Source organism: Bradyrhizobium sp. HKCCYLR20261 (assembly GCF_051168435.1).
Classification (GTDB): domain Bacteria; phylum Pseudomonadota; class Alphaproteobacteria; order Rhizobiales; family Xanthobacteraceae; genus Bradyrhizobium.
Window position 1 is genome coordinate 668029 of sequence record NZ_JBNPUZ010000002.1, and the last position, 16551, is coordinate 684579.

General features: G+C 65.6%; 15 protein-coding genes. 1 reads left to right on the top strand and 14 read right to left on the bottom strand.

Going from position 1 to position 16551, the window contains the following annotated elements:
* Position 1 precedes the first annotated feature (1 nt).
* The 12 genes from ACQR1L_RS06715 to ACQR1L_RS06770 all read right to left on the bottom strand — a co-directional run bounded on the left by ACQR1L_RS06715 (position 2) and on the right by ACQR1L_RS06770 (position 13829).
* Positions 2-1084 carry an ABC transporter ATP-binding protein gene (locus ACQR1L_RS06715; RefSeq protein ID WP_434857133.1) on the bottom strand — a complete coding sequence of 361 codons (1083 nt, stop codon included), beginning with the start codon at positions 1082-1084 and terminating at the stop codon, positions 2-4.
* Positions 1085-1096: 12 nt separating this feature from the next.
* Positions 1097-2179: an ABC transporter ATP-binding protein gene (locus ACQR1L_RS06720; RefSeq protein ID WP_434857134.1), complete on the bottom strand. Its 1083-nt coding sequence runs from the start codon at positions 2177-2179 to the stop codon at positions 1097-1099.
* Entirely contained in the window at positions 2176-3729 is a 1554-nt protein-coding gene (glpD, locus tag ACQR1L_RS06725) for a glycerol-3-phosphate dehydrogenase (RefSeq protein WP_434857135.1), read from the bottom strand. The genes ACQR1L_RS06720 and glpD overlap by 4 nt, the downstream gene beginning before the upstream one ends.
* Before the next feature lie 153 nt (positions 3730-3882).
* Positions 3883-4716, bottom strand: a complete 834-nt coding sequence (locus ACQR1L_RS06730; protein WP_434857136.1) for a DeoR/GlpR family DNA-binding transcription regulator — start codon at positions 4714-4716, stop codon at positions 3883-3885.
* A gap of 157 nt (positions 4717-4873) precedes the next feature.
* Positions 4874-5065: a hypothetical protein gene (locus tag ACQR1L_RS06735; protein WP_434857137.1), complete on the bottom strand. Its 192-nt coding sequence runs from the start codon at positions 5063-5065 to the stop codon at positions 4874-4876.
* A gap of 177 nt (positions 5066-5242) precedes the next feature.
* A complete protein-coding gene (locus tag ACQR1L_RS06740; RefSeq protein ID WP_434857138.1) occupies positions 5243-5485 on the bottom strand; it encodes a hypothetical protein in 243 nt (80 codons plus the stop codon).
* 348 nt (positions 5486-5833) lie between these two features.
* Positions 5834-6265, bottom strand: a complete 432-nt coding sequence (locus tag ACQR1L_RS06745) for an acyl-CoA thioesterase (protein ID WP_434857139.1) — start codon at positions 6263-6265, stop codon at positions 5834-5836.
* Positions 6266-6310: 45 nt separating this feature from the next.
* Entirely contained in the window at positions 6311-6934 is a 624-nt protein-coding gene (locus ACQR1L_RS06750) for a flavin reductase family protein (RefSeq protein WP_434857140.1), read from the bottom strand.
* Between the two features lie 114 nt (positions 6935-7048).
* On the bottom strand, positions 7049-7660 hold the full coding sequence (locus ACQR1L_RS06755) for a TetR/AcrR family transcriptional regulator (protein ID WP_434857141.1): 612 nt from the start codon (positions 7658-7660) through the stop codon (positions 7049-7051).
* Positions 7661-7681: 21 nt separating this feature from the next.
* The gene (locus ACQR1L_RS06760; RefSeq protein ID WP_434857142.1) at positions 7682-10822 is read right to left on the bottom strand and encodes an efflux RND transporter permease subunit; all 3141 of its coding nucleotides are present in this window, start codon (positions 10820-10822) and stop codon (positions 7682-7684) included.
* A 239-nt stretch (positions 10823-11061) separates the two neighbouring features.
* Positions 11062-12168 (bottom strand): efflux RND transporter periplasmic adaptor subunit, encoded by a 1107-nt coding sequence (locus ACQR1L_RS06765; RefSeq protein WP_434857143.1) that lies wholly within the window; start codon positions 12166-12168, stop codon positions 11062-11064.
* Positions 12169-12497: 329 nt separating this feature from the next.
* Complete coding sequence (locus ACQR1L_RS06770; RefSeq protein WP_434857144.1) at positions 12498-13829, bottom strand: MFS transporter; 1332 nt, start codon at positions 13827-13829, stop codon at positions 12498-12500.
* Positions 13830-14200: 371 nt separating this feature from the next.
* Here ACQR1L_RS06770 and ACQR1L_RS06775 point away from each other — a divergent pair, with 371 nt between their 5' ends.
* Entirely contained in the window at positions 14201-14638 is a 438-nt protein-coding gene (locus ACQR1L_RS06775) for a DUF2809 domain-containing protein (protein WP_434857145.1), read from the top strand.
* A gap of 222 nt (positions 14639-14860) precedes the next feature.
* On the opposite strand, the gene ACQR1L_RS06780 is transcribed toward ACQR1L_RS06775, so the two are convergent.
* The gene (locus tag ACQR1L_RS06780) at positions 14861-15823 is read right to left on the bottom strand and encodes an alpha/beta fold hydrolase (protein ID WP_434857146.1); all 963 of its coding nucleotides are present in this window, start codon (positions 15821-15823) and stop codon (positions 14861-14863) included.
* A gap of 49 nt (positions 15824-15872) precedes the next feature.
* On the bottom strand, positions 15873-16430 hold the full coding sequence (locus ACQR1L_RS06785) for a TetR/AcrR family transcriptional regulator (protein WP_434857147.1): 558 nt from the start codon (positions 16428-16430) through the stop codon (positions 15873-15875).
* Between the last annotated feature and the right edge of the window lie 121 nt (positions 16431-16551).

Consider the following 16551-nt stretch of genomic DNA (forward strand, 5'->3'; position numbering starts at 1 on the left):
CTCAGGCTCCCTCGACCAGACGGCTGTCGGCATAGACGTGGACATAGGCCGGATTGAACTTCAGGCCGATCGCCGAGCCCGATGGCGAGAACCCGGCCGGCAGCCGCGCGGCGAACTTGGCGTCGCCGACGCGGACGCGCGCGAAGCGGATACGGCCGAGATCGTCGACCCGTTCGATGTTGGCATCGAGCAGTCCCGGCCCGGGCTGCGCAACGTCGACGAATTCCGGGCGGACACCGATTTCGATCTTGGCGCCCGCCGGCAGCGCATCGTAGCTCCGCTCCAGCGACAGCGTGTGACCGGCGATGCGCGCCTCGCGCCCCTTCACTTCGGCGGAGAGAATGTTCATGCCGGGCGAGCCGATGAAATAGCCGACGAAGGTATGCGCGGGCTTGTCGAACAACTCGGCCGGCGTGCCGCTCTGCACCACGCGGCCGTCATGCATGACGACGACGGTGTCGGCGAAGGTCAACGCCTCGGTCTGGTCGTGGGTGACGTAGATCATCGTGAGATCGAGCTCGCGATGCAGCGCCTTGAGCTTGGAGCGGAGCTGCCATTTCAGTTCGGGATCGATCACCGTCAGCGGCTCGTCGAACAGCACGGCGGCGACGTCGGAGCGCACCAGGCCGCGGCCGAGCGAGATCTTCTGCTTGGCGTCCGCGGTCAGCCGCGTCGCCTTGCGATTGAGATCCGGCGTGAGGTCCAGGAGACGCGCGATCTCCGCGACGCGCTTGTCGATCTCGGCCCTGGGCACGCCGCGGTTCTTCAGCGGGAAGGCGAGGTTCTCGCCGACGGTCATGGTGTCGTAGATGACCGGGAACTGGAACACCTGCGCGATGTTGCGCTCGCGGGTCGATGCCTGCGTGATGTCCTTGCCATCGAACAGGATCTTGCCGCGCGACGGCGTCAGGATGCCGGAGATCAGGTTCAGCAGCGTGGTCTTGCCGCAGCCGGACGGGCCGAGCAGCGCATAGGCGCCGCCCTGCCGCCAGGTCATCGTCACCGGCTTCAGCGCGAAGCTTTCGATGTCGGCATCGTTGCCGTGATAGGACTGGGCGAGGTCGACGAGGTCAATGCGGGCCATGCGGCGTCTCCCTCAGATCGCCGGTGCCGCGACCAGGCGGTCGCCGGCGTCGAACACGAAGACGTTGGTGGGATCGAGCACGGCGTCGAGGACCTCGCCGGGCTCGTATTCATGGACGCCGTGCAGCACCGCCACCCAGTTCAGGCCATCGCGCGTCAGATGCACGAAGCTCTCCGAGCCCGTGATCTCGGTGACGGAGACCGTGGCCGGGAAGGCATGGCGCCCGTGGCTGCCGTCGCCCTTGGCCAGACCAAGCTGATGCGGCCGGAAGCCGACGCGATAGCTGCCGTCCGGCAGATCGGCATACAGGCCGGCCGCGGGAGCGGTGATGTCGCCGGCATAATGCACGCTGTCCCCGCGCTTCTGAATATCGACGGTGTTCATCGGCGGGTCCGAGAACACCTGGCCGACGCGCAGCGTGTCGGGACGGCGATAGACCGCCGCGGTGTCGCCGACCTGGAGCGCCTGGCCTTCCCACATGCAGACGGTGCGGCCGCCGAGCAGCAGCGCCTCCGACGGCTCCGTGGTGGCATAGACGAAGATCGCGCCGGACGCCTCGAAGATGCGCGGCAGCTCGGCGCGCAATTCCTCGCGCAGCTTGTAGTCGAGATTGGCCAGCGGCTCGTCGAGCAGCACGAGGTCGGCGCCCTTCACCAGCGCGCGCGCGATCGCCGTGCGCTGCTGCTGGCCGCCGGAGAGCTGCAGCGGCGTGCGCTTGAGATAGGGCTCGAGACGGAGCAGCCTGGCGGCTTCCGCCACGCGCTTCTCGATCTCCTCGCGCGGCTTGCCCTGCACGCGCAGCGGCGAGGCGATGTTCTCGTAGACGGTCAGCGAGGGGTAGTTGATGAATTGCTGATAGACCATCGCGACCGAGCGCTGCCGCACGTCGGCGCCGGTGACATCCTTGCCGTCGACCAGCACCTTACCCCTGGTCGGCTTGTCGAGCCCTGCCAGCAGCCGCATGATCGAGGTCTTGCCGGACAGCGTGGGCCCGAGCAGCACGCTCAGCGTGCCGCGCTGCAGGGTCAGCGAGACGTCGCGAATCGTGGTGACGCCGTCGACGACTCGGGAGACGTGATCGAGCGTGACGCTCATGCGCGCGCCCCCGATTCACGCGCCGTCACGGCTGCGCGCTCGCGGTTGGCGTTGATCCACGCATCGAGCGCGGCGATCTCGGCCGCCGACATTCGCAATCCCAGCTTCGATCGCCGCCACACGATGTCCTCGGCCGTCAACGCCCATTCATTCGTCATCAGGTACCTGACTTCACGCTCCGTCAAGGTGCCACCGAAATCCTGGCCGAGATCGGCCGAAGATGTCGCACCCGCGAGCATGCTCTTGGCGCGCGTGCCATAGGCGTGCGCGATGCGCTTCGCATGCGGATCCGACAGGAACGGATGGGCCTTGCGGAGATCCGCGATCAGCGAGGCGACCGCGTCGACTGCCATGTCACCGCCGGGCAGCTTTGACTTGCCGGTCCAACCCTCCTCCGCCTTCGCGCCCTTCAGATAAGGACCAAGGCGTTCGAGCGCCTCTTCCGACAGGCGCCGATAGGTCGTGATCTTGCCGCCATAGATCGACAGCAGCGGCAGACCGCCCGGCGTATCGAGCTCGAACACGTAGTCGCGCGTGGCGGCCTTGGCTTCGCTGGCGCCGTCGTCATACAGCGGGCGCACGCCGGAATAGCTCCACACCACGTCGGCCGGCGTCACGGGCTTTGCGATGTATTCGCCGAGCGCCGCACAGAGATAGGCGATCTCCTCGTCGGTCGCCTTCACCTTGGCCGGGTCGCCCTGGTAGTCGCGATCGGTGGTGCCGATCAGCGTGAAATCCTGCTGATAAGGGATCGCGAAGATGATGCGGCCGTCGGCATTCTGGAAGATGTAGGCGCGGTCGTGATCGTACAGCTTGCGCACCACGATATGCGAGCCTTGCACCAGCCGCACCTTCGCCTTGGCATTGACGCCGGCGCCGGTCGACAGCACCTGCTCGACCCAGGGGCCGGCGGCATTGACGAGCGCGCGTGCCTTGATGGTCTCGCGCTCGCCGGTCTGCGTGTTCTCCGTCGTGACCAGCCAGACCTGGCCGTCCTGCCGGATCTCGGTGGCGCGCGTGCGCGTGCGGATCTCGGCGCCACGGTCGGCGGCGTCACGCGCCGTCAGCACGACCAGGCGCGCATCGTCGACGAAGCAATCGGAATATTCGAAGCCGCTGTTGTAGCGTCCGGAGATCAGCGGACGGCCGACCTCGTCGTTGCGCAGGTTCACCGAGCGGGTCGGCGGCAACAGCTTGCGGCCGCCGAGATGATCGTACAGGAACAGGCCGAGGCGCAGCAGCCAGGCCGGGCGCAGGCCGGAATGGTGCGGCAAAACGAAACGCAGCGGACGAATGATGTGGGGCGCGATCTGCCACAGGATCTCGCGCTCGATCAGCGCCTCGCGCACCAGGCGAAACTCGTAATATTCGAGATAGCGCAGGCCGCCATGGACGAGCTTGGTCGACCAGGACGAGGTCCCGCTCGCCAGATCGTTCATTTCACACAGGAAAACGGAGTTTCCACGGCCGGCGGCATCGCGCGCGATACCGCAGCCATTCACGCCGCCTCCGATGATGGCGAGGTCGTAGATCCGCTCCAAAAGACGCATCCCCCGAGCAATCGCCTTCAATCGGCGATTTCACTTTCGGTTTCGAGTTAAACACAAACGAAAGTGAAAGCAAATCGAAAATCGTACATTGGGCCGCGATTGGGCAAAACCTGCCCAAACCGGAGTCAAACAGCCTTGAGGGGTGGCGGGCGATCAGGCTCGGCGGAGCACGGAGGACGACGCGGTTTCGTTTGCCTCGGCGGTGTCCTCCGCCTCGTCGGCGGGCATGGCCGAGATCACCTCGATGCCCCTGGTGTGGCACAGGCTGGCCAAGCCGTCCGGCAGGGGACGGTCGGTGACGAAGGTCTGGATCTGGCTGAGATGGGCGATGCGCACCGGCGCGCTGCGGTGAAGCTTGGTGGAATCGGCCACCAGCATCACGCTGCGCGCATTGGCGATGATCGCCTGCGCGACCTGCACCTCGCGATAGTCGAAGTCGAGCAGTGCGCCCTCCTCGTCGATCGCGGATGCGCCGATGATCGCGTAGTCGACCTTGAACTGGCCGATCAGCTGCGTCGCGGTCGAGCCGACCACGCCGCCGTCCGAGCGCCGCACGCTGCCGCCGGCGACGATCACCTCGATGCGCGGATGCGGATAGAGCAGCATCGCGACGTTGAGATTATTGGTGATGACGAGCAGGTCCTGATGCGAGGTCAGCGCGCTCGCCACCTCCTCCGTCGTCGTGCCGATATTGATGAAGAGCGAGGAGCCGTTGGGAATCCGCGCCGCGGCGATCGCGCCGATCGCCTTCTTCTCGTCGGCAGCGACGAAGCGCCGCGCCTCATAGGCAAGGTTCTCGACCCCCGAGGCGATGATGGCCCCGCCGTGGATGCGGGTCAGCGCGCGCTGCTCACAGAGATCGTTGAGGTCCTTGCGAATCGTCTGCGCCGACACCTCGAAGCGGCGCGACAGATCCTCGACCATGACGCGGCCGGAGGCACGGGCGATGTTGAGGATGTCGGTCTGACGCTGGGAGAGCACGGCCATGGCAAGCTTTCGAATTGAGCTGCACCATGGTGATGCTGATCGAGTCAAGGGTCAATCAGGGAGGCGACGCGCGCAGTGCAGCAATCCCCTTGCCCGCATTCTGCAGGCCGCCACGTCGGCCAACGTGGGCAGCCTTGGCGCCGAGCTGTTGGCGCGCTCAGGCGGCCGCACTCAACTCGCCCGCGGCGATGCGCATGGCCGCACGTTCCGCTTCACGGGCGTTGCGGAAGATCTGGCCCTCGAGCGCATTGAAGCGGTGCGACGCCGCGAAGAAACGGAAGCCGCCGCGATCGCGAATCACGATCCCCGCCGCCTGAGAGCTGACCTCGATGATGTAGGTGTCGGACATTGCGAATCCCGTGGTTCATTCCGGGGCGTATAACCGGACTCCATGACGTTTGTTCCGGTCAGGGAGCAGCCGGGCATTCCGATGTGATGAACCGATTCCGACAGCAAATTGTGTGGATGTTATGTTGGCTGCAACGCACGCGACGACGCCGTACGACCGCGAGCTTCGCTCGGCGAATCAGCGCGTGGCATCCGGGACGAGCGTTGCGTCGCTCAGCGACGCCTTGGCTCCGTGCAGACGGTCATGATGCTGACCGAGCAGTTGGAAGATGGTGCGGAGATCTCGCAGCATCTCCACATAGTGGTCGCGAAACATGCCGAGCTGCACTTCGTAAATGCCGATTCGCTCCTCGGCATGATGCAGCCGCTGCTGGAGCTTCCGCAGAACTTCAGTCGTCAGCTTCTCATCGACGTTGGACATCACCCACTCCCGGCGTTCGATCCCTCGTTGGACCAGCTATTCCCCCCGGGAGACAGCTCCCTTCCTCTTCTCCTGGCGGCGGCCAGGAGATTATCGACCGTGTACCCCCAACGGTCGGCGCGACAATAACTACGATAATACCGTCGATGCAACAAGTATTGCGCGACCTGGTTGTGGATGAATTCCCGCAAGCCACGGACATCAACATTCCGACACACATCGAAGTGTGTCCGCCACGGCAAGTGCTTGCGACGAGCGAACGCCGTCACGGAAGCCGGGTTCCGTGGCCGTGAGCCAGTTAGGTTACCAGAGGGTTAACGATCATCCGGCGGCAGAGCGGCCGCCGCGTCACGCGGACAGCACGCCGGGATCACGCTTGATCGGCTGCGGACGGCCGTCATCATCGATCGAGACGTAGGTGAAGTTGCCGTCGGTGACGAGGATCGGCTGCTCCTCCTTCCGGCGCAGCACCCAGGCTTCGAGCCGCACCGTCATCGACGTGCGGCCGATGCGCACGAGATGCGCATAGACCGAGACGAGGTCGCCGACATAGACCGCCTTGCGGAAGTTCATCGCCTCGATCGCGACCGTCACCGTGCGCGACTTCGCGACCTTGGCGGCGAACACGCCGCCACCGACGTCCATCTGGCTGAGCAGCCAGCCGCCGAAGATGTCGCCGTTGGCGTTGGTGTCGGCCGGCATCGCAAGCGTGCGGATGCAGAGATCGCCGCGCGGCTCGGTCGGCGCCGACGATGCGGCAGTGGCGGTCGCTTCGGTCACGTCAGTCGGTCTCCAGTGGCGGCGTGCGATGGTGAAAACAGGCGATCAGTCCGGCCTGATCATCTCGAACATGTCTTCCGCCTTGATCTCGAAATAGTCGCCGCGGCGGCCGGCGCGGACGATCGGATGCGCCAGCGCGGTCTGGTAGACGCCATCCTTGATCAGCGCCTTGTCGATATGCACCGCGACGACCTCGCCGAGCGTCAGCCAGGCCTGGGCCTTTTTGCCGTCGGCTCCCTGCAGCTGGATGATCTGCGTGACCTTGCACTCGAACGCAACCGGGCTCTCCCCGACACGCGGGACGTTGACGAACTTGCTCGGCACCGGCGTGACGCCGGCGAGCGCGAACTCGTCGACCTCGCGGGCGACGTGGGCGGCGGAGGCATTCATGTGCTTGGCGAGATCCCGCGTCACCAGGTTCCAGACAAATTCGCCGGTGTCCTGGATGTTGGCGACGGAATCCTTCCACTGCGTGGAAGAGAAGCCGATGATCGGCGGCGTGTAGTTGAAGGCGTTGAAGAAGCTGTACGGGGCAAGGTTGGCATTGCCTTTGCCGTCCCGCGAGGAGATCCAGCCGATCGGGCGCGGCGCGATGATGGCGTTGAAGGGGTCGTGCTTGAGGCCGTGGCCGTTCTTCGGCTCGTAGAAGTGCAAGTCGCGTTCGGTCACGCCGTGGTCCCTTCCGTCATGTGCTCCTGACGTCATTGCGAGGAGCGCAAGCGACGAAGCAATCCAGGGCTGCGCATACGGCCCTGGATTGCTTCGCTCGCAATGACGGAGAACTTAGCTTGCAGCGCCGCTGGAACCAAGCCCCACCAGGACGAAATCGATCATCTCATCGACCGTGGGACCCGGCTTGGTCGCGCATTGCGCGATCATCTGGGGATGGAAGAACCGCATCATCGCCGTCGTGGCGCATTTGGCCGCCAGCGGCAGGTCGGTGACGGCGAATTCGCCCGAAGCGGCACCCTGCCCGATCACGCGGCCGATGATCTCGGTGATCAGCATCATGTGCGCCTCGCACACCTCCCAGCTCTCCTCCATCGCCACCGCGACCATCTCGTGCAGCTTGCTGTCGCCGACATAGCGCTCGGTGTTCATGCGATGGATGGTGCCGAGCAGCTCGCGCAGCCGCGGAGCCGCCGGTCCGGCGCGCTCGGCAATCGCGATCGCGGCCGCCTCGACCTGGCCCATCAGTTCGCGGGCGACGCCCTGGTGGATCGCCTTCTTCGAATCGAAGAACCGGTACACGTTCGCCGGGCTCATGCGGAGCTCCTTGGCGATGTCGGCGACGGTCGTCTTCTGGTAGCCGATCTGTCGAAACAGGCGCTCGGCAACAACCAGGATGCGTTCGCGCGTATCGGGTTCGATGTGTTCGGAAACCAGCGTCATCATGCCTGCGATCTTGTTGATCCCTTATTCGGCCGCCTCGGCGAGCGGGAGCGCGGGAGCCGGCCCGTCAACGTGCTGCGCTGCAGAATGATCCTGCGCAGCTGCCCCGCGCTCATCCAGGCTCTTGCGGAACCATAGGGCATACAGGCCCGGCAAGTACAGCAGCGTCAGGAAAGTTGCAACGAACAAACCACCCATGATGGTGATCGCCATCGGCCCCCAGAACGCCGAGCGCGACAGCGGGATCATGGCCAGGATCGCCGCCAGTGCCGTCAGCACCACGGGGCGGGCGCGCCGCACCGTGGCCTCGATGATCGCCTCGCGCCGGGTCAGGCCGGAGGCGACGTCGTGCTCGATCTGGTCGACCAGGATCACGGTGTTGCGCATGATCATGCCGGCGAGCGCGATCAGGCCGAGCAGCGCGACGAAGCCGAACGGCGCGTTGGCGACGTTGAGGCCGAGCGATGCGCCGATGATGCCGAGCGGCGCGGTCAGGAACACCAGGAACAGCCGCGAGAAGCTCTGCAACTGGATCATCAGCAGGGTCAGCATCACGATCGCCATCAGCGGGAAGAGCGCGAAGATCGACGCATTGCCCTTGGCCGATTCCTCGATCGCGCCGCCCATCTCGATGCGATAGGCCGGATCGAGCTTGGCCCTGATGTCGGCGAGCTTCGGCCAGATCTGATTGGTGACGTCGGGCGCCTGCACGCCGTCGGCGACGTCGGCGCGCACGGTGATCGCCATGTCGCGGTTGCGCCGCCACAGGATCGGCTCCTCATGCGCATACTCGATCTTGGCGATCTGCTGCAGCGGCACGGCGACGCCGTTGCGCGAGGTGATGGTGAGGTCGCCGACGCCGGCGAGGTCGAGCCGCTCGGACGGCACCGCACGGGCGATGACCCCGACCTTCTCGATGCCGTCGCGGATCGTCGTCACCTGCACGCCGGAGATCAGCATCGCGAGCGACTGCGAGACGTCCTGCGGGGTCAGGCCGAGCGCGCGGGCGCGATCCTGGTCGACGACGAGCTTCAGGTACGGCGACTGCTCGTTCCAGTCGAGCTGCGGATCCCTGACATTCGGATTCTGCCGGACGACGTTGCGCACCTCGCGCGCGATCTCGCGCACCTTGGCGGTGTCCGGGCCGATGACGCGGAACTGCACGGGGAAGCCGACCGGCGGACCAAAATTGAAGCGATCGACGCGGACCCGCGCTTCGTTGAGGTCGCCATTGGCCGCGGCCGTCTCGATCTTCGCCTTGATGCGCTCGCGCGCGGCGACGTCCTTGGCGACGATGACGATCTCGGCGAAGGCCTCGTTCGGCAGCTGCGGCGACAGGCCGAGCCAGAACCGCGGCGAGCCCTGGCCGACATAGGCCGTGAAGGTCTCGATGTCCTTGTCGTCCTTCAGCAGCGCCTCGGCCTTGCGCGCGGCCTTCTCGGTGACGTTGAAGGCGGTGCCCTCCGGCAGGCGCAATTGCAGGAACAGCTCGGGCCGCTCCGACAGCGGGAAGAACTGCTGCTGCACGTGGCCAAAGGCGACGATGGAAGCCGCGAAGACGCCGACGGTCGCGGCGACCGTGGTGATGCGATGCGTGACGCACCAGCGCACCACGGCGCGCAGGCCGCGATACATGCGCGTGTTGTAGACGGCGTGCTCGTCATGGCCATGGTGCGCCTTCATGTCCGGCAGCAGCTTGACGCCGATATAGGGCGTGAAGATCACGGCGACGAACCATGACGCCACCAGCGCGATCGCGACGATCCAGAAGATGCTGCCGGTGTATTCGCCGACCGCCGAATTGGCGAAGCCGATCGGCAGGAAGCCCGCAGCGGTGACCAGCGTGCCCGTGAGCATCGGAAAGGCCGTGGATTCCCAGGCGTAGGATGCCGCGCGGACGCGGTCCCAGCCCTGCTCCATCTTCACCACCATCATCTCGACCGCAATGATCGCGTCATCGACCAGCAGGCCGAGCGCGATGATCAGCGCGCCGAGCGAGATGCGATGCAGGTCGAGGCCCATCGCGCTCATCGCGATGAAGACGATGCCGAGCACCAGCGGCACCGACAGCGCCACGACGATGCCGGTGCGCCAGCCGAGCGCCAGGAACGAGACGAACAGCACGATGATCAGCGCCTCGACGAAGGAGTGCACGAACTCGCCGACGGCGCGCTCGACCACCTTGGGCTGATCGGCGATCTGGGTGAGCTCGATGCCCTGCGGCACGGCCTTCATAAAATCGTCGGAGGCGGCGTGAACGTCCTTGCCGAGCTCGAGAATGTTGGCGCCCTTGGCGGTGACGACGCCGATGCCGAGCGCCGGCTTGCCCTCCTGATGCACCTTGTAGCTCGGCGGATCGACGAAGCCGTGGGTGACGGTGGCGATATCGCCGAGCCGGAAGACGCGGCCGTTGCTCTCGACCGGCGTCTCGGCCACCGCCTTGGCGCCGTCGAGCGCGCCGGTGACGCGCAGCGGCACGCGCTGCGACGTGGTCTCGACGGTGCCGGCCGGCGTCACATTGTTCTGCTTGGCGAGCGAGTCGAACAGCGCCTGCGGCGTGATGCCGAGCGTCGCCAGCTTGGCGTGGCTGAACTCGACATAGATGCGCTCGTCCTGGGTGCCGTAGAGATTGACCTTGGTGACGCCGTTGACCTTGAGCAGCCGCTGGCGCAGGCCTTCGGCGACCTTCTTGAGCTGCGCGTAGTCGGCGCCGTCGCCGGTCATCATGAACAGGATGGAATCGACGTCGGAGAATTCGTCGTTGACGAACGGCCCGAGCACGCCCGAGGGCAGCGAGGTCTGCGCATCCGCGAGCTTCTTGCGCAGCAGATAGAACAGATACGGCACGTCCTTCGGCGGCGTCGAATCGCGGAAGGTGACCTGCATCGCGGTGAAGGCCGGCTTGGAATAGGTCTGCACCTTCTCGAAGTAAGGCAGCTCCTGCAGCTTCTTTTCCAGGGGATCGGCGACCTGGCTCTGCATTTCCTGCGAGGTAGCGCCGGGCCACATCACCGAGACGTTGACGACCTTCACCGTGAAGAACGGATCCTCGGCGCGCCCGAGCCGCTCATAGGAGATGAAGCCGAACAGACCGAGCGCGACGATCAGGAACAGCACCAGCGGCGGATGATTGACCGCCCAGGCCGACAGATTGAACCGCTTCATGGCACGCTCCCCGATGATCCGAAGTCGTTAGTTCAGGCCGACAGTCTCAGTGACCGTCATTGCGAGCGAAGCGAAGCAATCCAGAGTCGCACGCGTAGCCCTGGATTGCTTCGTCGCTGCCGCTCCTCGCAATGACGACCGGGTTTGGTCTCGTCATTCCGGGGCGCCCGCATCAGCGAGCGAACCCGGAATCTCGAGGTTCCGGGTTCGATGCTGCGCATCGCCCGGAACGACGATCGTCAGAACGTCAGCGCCGAGACCACGCGCACCTTCTGCGCGGGGTCGATCTTCTGCACGCCGAGCGCGACGACCTTTTCGCCCTCGTCGACGCCGGAGGTGATCAGCACGTCCTTGCTGTCGTAAGCCTTCACCTTGACCGGCTTGAGCATCACCTCGCCCTTGTCGTTGACGACGTAGAGCGAGGGATCGCGGCCGTCGTTGAACAGCGCCGACAGCGGCAGCCGCGCGACGCGCGTGGTCGCCGGATCGGACAGCGTGAGCGTCGCGGTCATGCCGAGCGAGACGCTGTCGTTTGCATCCGGCAGCGAGAATTTTGCGAGATAGGTGCGCGTCGCGGGATCGGCGGCCGGCGCGATCTCGCGCAGCCGCGCCGTGTAGGTCTTGCCGGACTCCGACCACAGCGACACCGTCGCCTTGCCGTTCTTGGCGCGGTCGAGCAGGGTCTCGGGGATCGCGACCACGGCTTCCTTCTCGGCAAAGCGCGCGACGCGGATGGCAGCCTGGCCGGCGGCGACGACGACGCCCGGTTCGATCATCGAGGCGGTGACGACACCGCGGGCATCTGCGACCAGCGTCGCGTAGGACAGCGAGTTGCGTGTCAGTTCGACCGAGCGCTCGGCGCGATTGAGCCGCGCACGGGCTTCATCCGCGGACGCCTTGGCCTGATCCATCTGCGCATCCGTGGTCCAGCCCTTGGCGCGCAGCTCTTTCGCCCTGGTCTCGGCCGCGGAGGCCTGCGCCAGCACGCCGGTGGCGGCGCGGAATTCAGCCTCCGCCTGCTCGGCCTGCAGCTTCAGATCGACTTCGTCGAGGGTCGCGAGCGGCTGGCCGATGTCGACGGTCTGGCCGACCTCGACCAGCCGCTTGGCGACCTTGCCGGCGACGCGAAAGCCGATGTCGGCCTCGATGCGCGGACGGATGGTGCCGACGAAGCTGCGCTCCGGCGTCTCGGCCTCGTAATGGACCGAGGCGACCAGAACCGGCCGGACCGGCTCGGCCTTCTGGGCGACGGTTTCATTGCACCCGGCCAGGGCCGCCGCCATGGTGGCCAGCGCAAGGCCAGTCAACAGCTTGGAATAACTCGCGAAAATCAGGCGGATCAACATCGGACACCCCTCGCTGCGAATGCGAGGGAGTGTCGAATGTCGAGTGATGATTGTCAATAATCGTCAGAGATCATGACTTCGTGAATGTTAAGACATCTTGCCGCAGGTGCTGAAGAGAAGGGGCAGATCTCGGTCGGCGGGAGTGTCCATCACCTCACGGCGTCATTCCGGGGCGACCGCGCCAGCGGTCGAACCCGGAATCTCGAGCTTGGTTTGCACCACAGCGACTCATCTCGGGATTCCGGGTTCGGTCGCTGTCGCGACCGCACCGGAATGACGGCGCCTGGTCTCAACGCACGGTGTCCGCAGCGCGGATCACCGCAACGCGCTCACTCCGCCGGCGCCTGGCCCGCGAACTCCACCTTGCTCTCGTGGCCGCCGAAGAACACGAGCAGACCGGCCATCAGCGGCAGCGCCGACAGCGCGAGCAGGCCATGCGTGGTCGAGCCCGTCGTGTCCTTGATCCAGCCGACCAGATAGGGACCGCCGAAGCCGGCGAGATTGCCGATCGAGTTGATCAGCGCAATCGCGCCGGCGGCAGCCGTGCCCGACAGCCACGCCGTCGGCAATGTCCAGAACACGCCGAACACGCAGAACACGCCGATCGCGGCGAAGGTCAGCGCGACCATGGTCAGCGTGGGATCGCCGATCTGGCTCGATGCGGCCAGCGCAATCGCGATCAGGATCATCGGCGCGCCGACATGCACGACGCGCTCGCGCGTCGCATCGGAATGACGCGCCCACAGGATCATCGCGACGGTGCCGAATGCATAGGGGATCGCGGTGACGAAGCCGGTTTGCGTATTGGTCAGGCCGAACGCCTTGACGATCTGCGGCAGCCAGAACTGCATGCCGTAGAGCGCGCCGACGAAGCCGAAATAGATCAGGCTGAGCACGATCACCTTAGGCGACGACAGCGCCTCGCCAAGCGTCATGTGTCCCGCCGCCTGCTTCGCCGCGGTCTCCGCCTCGAGCCTGGCCGCGAGCCAGGCCTTCTGCTCCGCCGACAGCCAGGTCGCGTGCTCCGGCCGGTCGGTCAGATAGAACCAGGTGACGACACCGAGAATGATCGACGGGATGCCTTCGATGATGAACAGCCACTGCCAGCCCTGCAGCCCCATCCATCCGTGCAGGCCGAGCAGCAGGCCCGACACCGGCGCGCCGATCACGGTGGAGACCGGCACGGCCACCGCGAAGGCGGCGAGGAAGCGCGCACGATACTGCGCCGGGTACCAATAGGTGAGATAGAGGATGATGCCGGGAAAGAAGCCGGCCTCGGCGACGCCGAGCAGGAAGCGCAGGATGTAGAAGCTCCACGGACCGGACACCAGCGCCATCAGCGCCGAAATGATGCCCCAAGTCACCATGATGCGGGCGATCCAGCGGCTGGCGCCGAACTTCTCCAGCGCCAGATTGCTCGGCACCTCGAAGATGAAATAGCCGATGAAGAAGATGCCGGCGCCCCAGGCGAACACCAGCGGCGAGAATTTCAGCTCGGCGTTCATCGTCAGCGCGGCGAAGCCGAGATTGACGCGGTCGAGATAGGAGAAGAAATAGGCGAGCACCAGGAACGGAATCAGCCGCCACGAAATGGCGCGGATGGTTGTGGCCTCGATATCGGACCGGCCAGACGCGGCCGGACGAATGGTTGACGAACTCATCGATCTCCTCCCGGGAGCATTGCAAAATTTGATAGTTGATGGCGGTGTTGAGCATCAACGGTGGCAAGTCAATTGGAAAACAAGCAATCCCACAGCATGTCGGTGCATCGCGGGCGCGCGGCGTGCGCATGGCGACCTCCGGGCCTGATGCTCCCGGCCGCGCCGGCTCGACACGCATCGCCGTCACGACACGCCCCATTGTCGTCCCGGCGAAAGCCGGGACCCATACCCCCAGACGGCAGTTTGAGGCACGCTGGTGATTGGCTTTTTCGCAACTCACATCGGCCGCGGCGTCTGGATCCCGGATCGGCGCTGTGCCGCGCGGACGCGCGTCACAGCTTGTCCGGGACGACAGTGGAGGGTGGCCGACCATGACGGGACTGAGTGAGCACCGCCGTGCGTTGGCCCTGGCGACAGCGTTGATCGTCATCGCGCTCGGCCTCGCCTTGCGCTTCTACGGTCTGGGTCTCGGTCTTCCCGCCTTCGTCGTCAAATACGGCGGTTCCATCCTTTGGGCGACGATGGTGTACATGCTCCTGGTCGCGCTGCTGCCGCTGAGGTCGTGGCGGCAGATCGGCGGGCTCGCGCTCGCCGTCGCCGTGATCGTCGAGGCGAGCCGGCTGATCCATACGCCCTGGCTCGACAGCTTCCGCCTGACGCTGGCCGGCGCGCTGCTGCTCGGTCGCATCTTCTCGCTGTGGAACATCGCCGCCTATGCGATCGGCATCCTCATCGGCATAGCGATCGATCGGATCGCGGCGCGGTCTCCTCGGCCTAACAGCACGGCGAAAGATGCTGCCAATTTGTAACTCCGTCATGCCCGGGCTTGTCCCGCCTGCGCGGCCGAAGCCGCTTCGGCGCGGCGAAGGCCCGGGCATCCACGTCGTTCCCAATATGCCGGATGACGTGGATGGCCGGGACAAGCCCGGCCATGACGACGTGGAGATTGACGAGCGCAAAACTGCCGTCCAAATGCCATCGCCCAGCACGGCTTAGGTTGCCTGGGGCGAGGCTCCATGCTGGCTGAGATCTCAGTTCGAATTGGCACCCGCGCGACTGAAGAATGTCATCAGTTCCTCCGCCAGGACGGCCGGCTGCTCTTCCGGGATGTAGTGGCCGCACGAGCCGATCGTGATGCCATCGACGCGCTCGGCGACCTGCCTGAGCGGCGCGGCCATGTCGACGATCGATCCCTGGTCGGCGCCGACCGCCAGCACCGGCGGCTTCAGTTTGCCTTTGGCTTTCAGCTCGCGGTTCTGATCCGCCGACACTACGGCCGCACGATAATAGCCAAGTCCCGCGCGCAGGCCGCCGGCCTTGGTCAGCACGCGCGCGTATTCGTCGAGATCGCCCTCAGAGAATGCTTCGGGATTGGCGCCCTTGCGGCGCAGAAACCAGGCGAGATAATCGCGCTCGCGGCCCTCAATCAGCATCTCCGGAAGGTCCGCGACGACGTGGAACGCGAAGTGCCAGGTGCGCCACGCGCGGTCCGGCGCGTACGGCAACGCCTCGGGCAAGGTCACGCCGGGAATGCCCGCATCCAGCAGCGCCAGGCTTTGCACGGCATCTCCGAACAGTGCCGCGTAGGGATAGGCCACCCACGCGCCGATGTCGTGCCCGGCGAGATGATGGCTGGTGACGCCAAGCTGCTGCAGCAGGCGATGAACGGAGGTGGCGAGCGTCTGGGTGTCGTAGCCATCCGCCGGCCGGTCCGAGTCGCCCTGCCCTGGAAAGTCGATCGCAATGACGCGATAACGCGCGCCCAGCAGCGGCATGACCTTGCGCCAGGCAAACCAGCTCTGCGGAAAACCGGCCAGCAGCACCACGACCTCGCCATCCGGCCGGCCCCCGCTGACATAGTGCAGCCTGAGGCCGTCGACGGTCGCGAACCGGTGCGTGAAGCCGGGCAACGCGGCGTCATCGCGCGCGAATGGTTCCGCCGCGACCAGCCGCGACGGACCTTGGGTAGAAACGACGTTCATCAATTCCGACATGGATCATCCTCTTTATTATAGAACAAACGTTTCCTAATTTCGCGCAACATCACGCGAACAGGGCCGCGGCTTGTTTTGCCACCTTCGTCATCTCGCTCTTGGCGCGTCCGGTCTTGCCGACCACCCGCAGGCCCTGGATGACGCAGAACAGGGCCCCGGCGACGACCTCCGGATCGAGATCCGGCCGGATCGATCCGTCGGCCTGGCCGAGCCTGATCAGGTCGCGCAACAGGGTCTCGACCCGGCGCAGCGAATTGCGGACCTTGGCCGAGGCCTCCGCATCCAAGGTGGCGAGCTCGGTGGCGCTGGTAACGACCAGGCAGCCGCGCCGGCCCTCGCTGTCGCTGGCGGAGTCCGCATAGAATGCCAGCAAGGCCTCCAGCTTGTCGCGGCCGCGGTGTTGCGCATCGAGCCGCTCGCGCAGCTGCCGGTCGCGGCGCGCGATGTAGTAGTCCAGCGTCGCCAGGAAAATCGCGCTCTTGTCCGCGAAGGCCTTGTAGAGGCTGCCGGTGGCAAGCTTCATCGCAGCCCGCAATTCCGCCAGCGAGGCGCCGTGATAGCCACGCTCGCTGAACACCACCAGCGCCTTGCCGAGGGCGGTATCCATGTCGAACTCGCGCGGCCGGCCTGGCCCGCGGCGCTCTGATGAATTCGTCTGCGGCTTCGTCATGCCCTATTTTAGGAAACATTCGTTTCCAAATCAAGCCCGCCGATCGCCCGTCGGACAC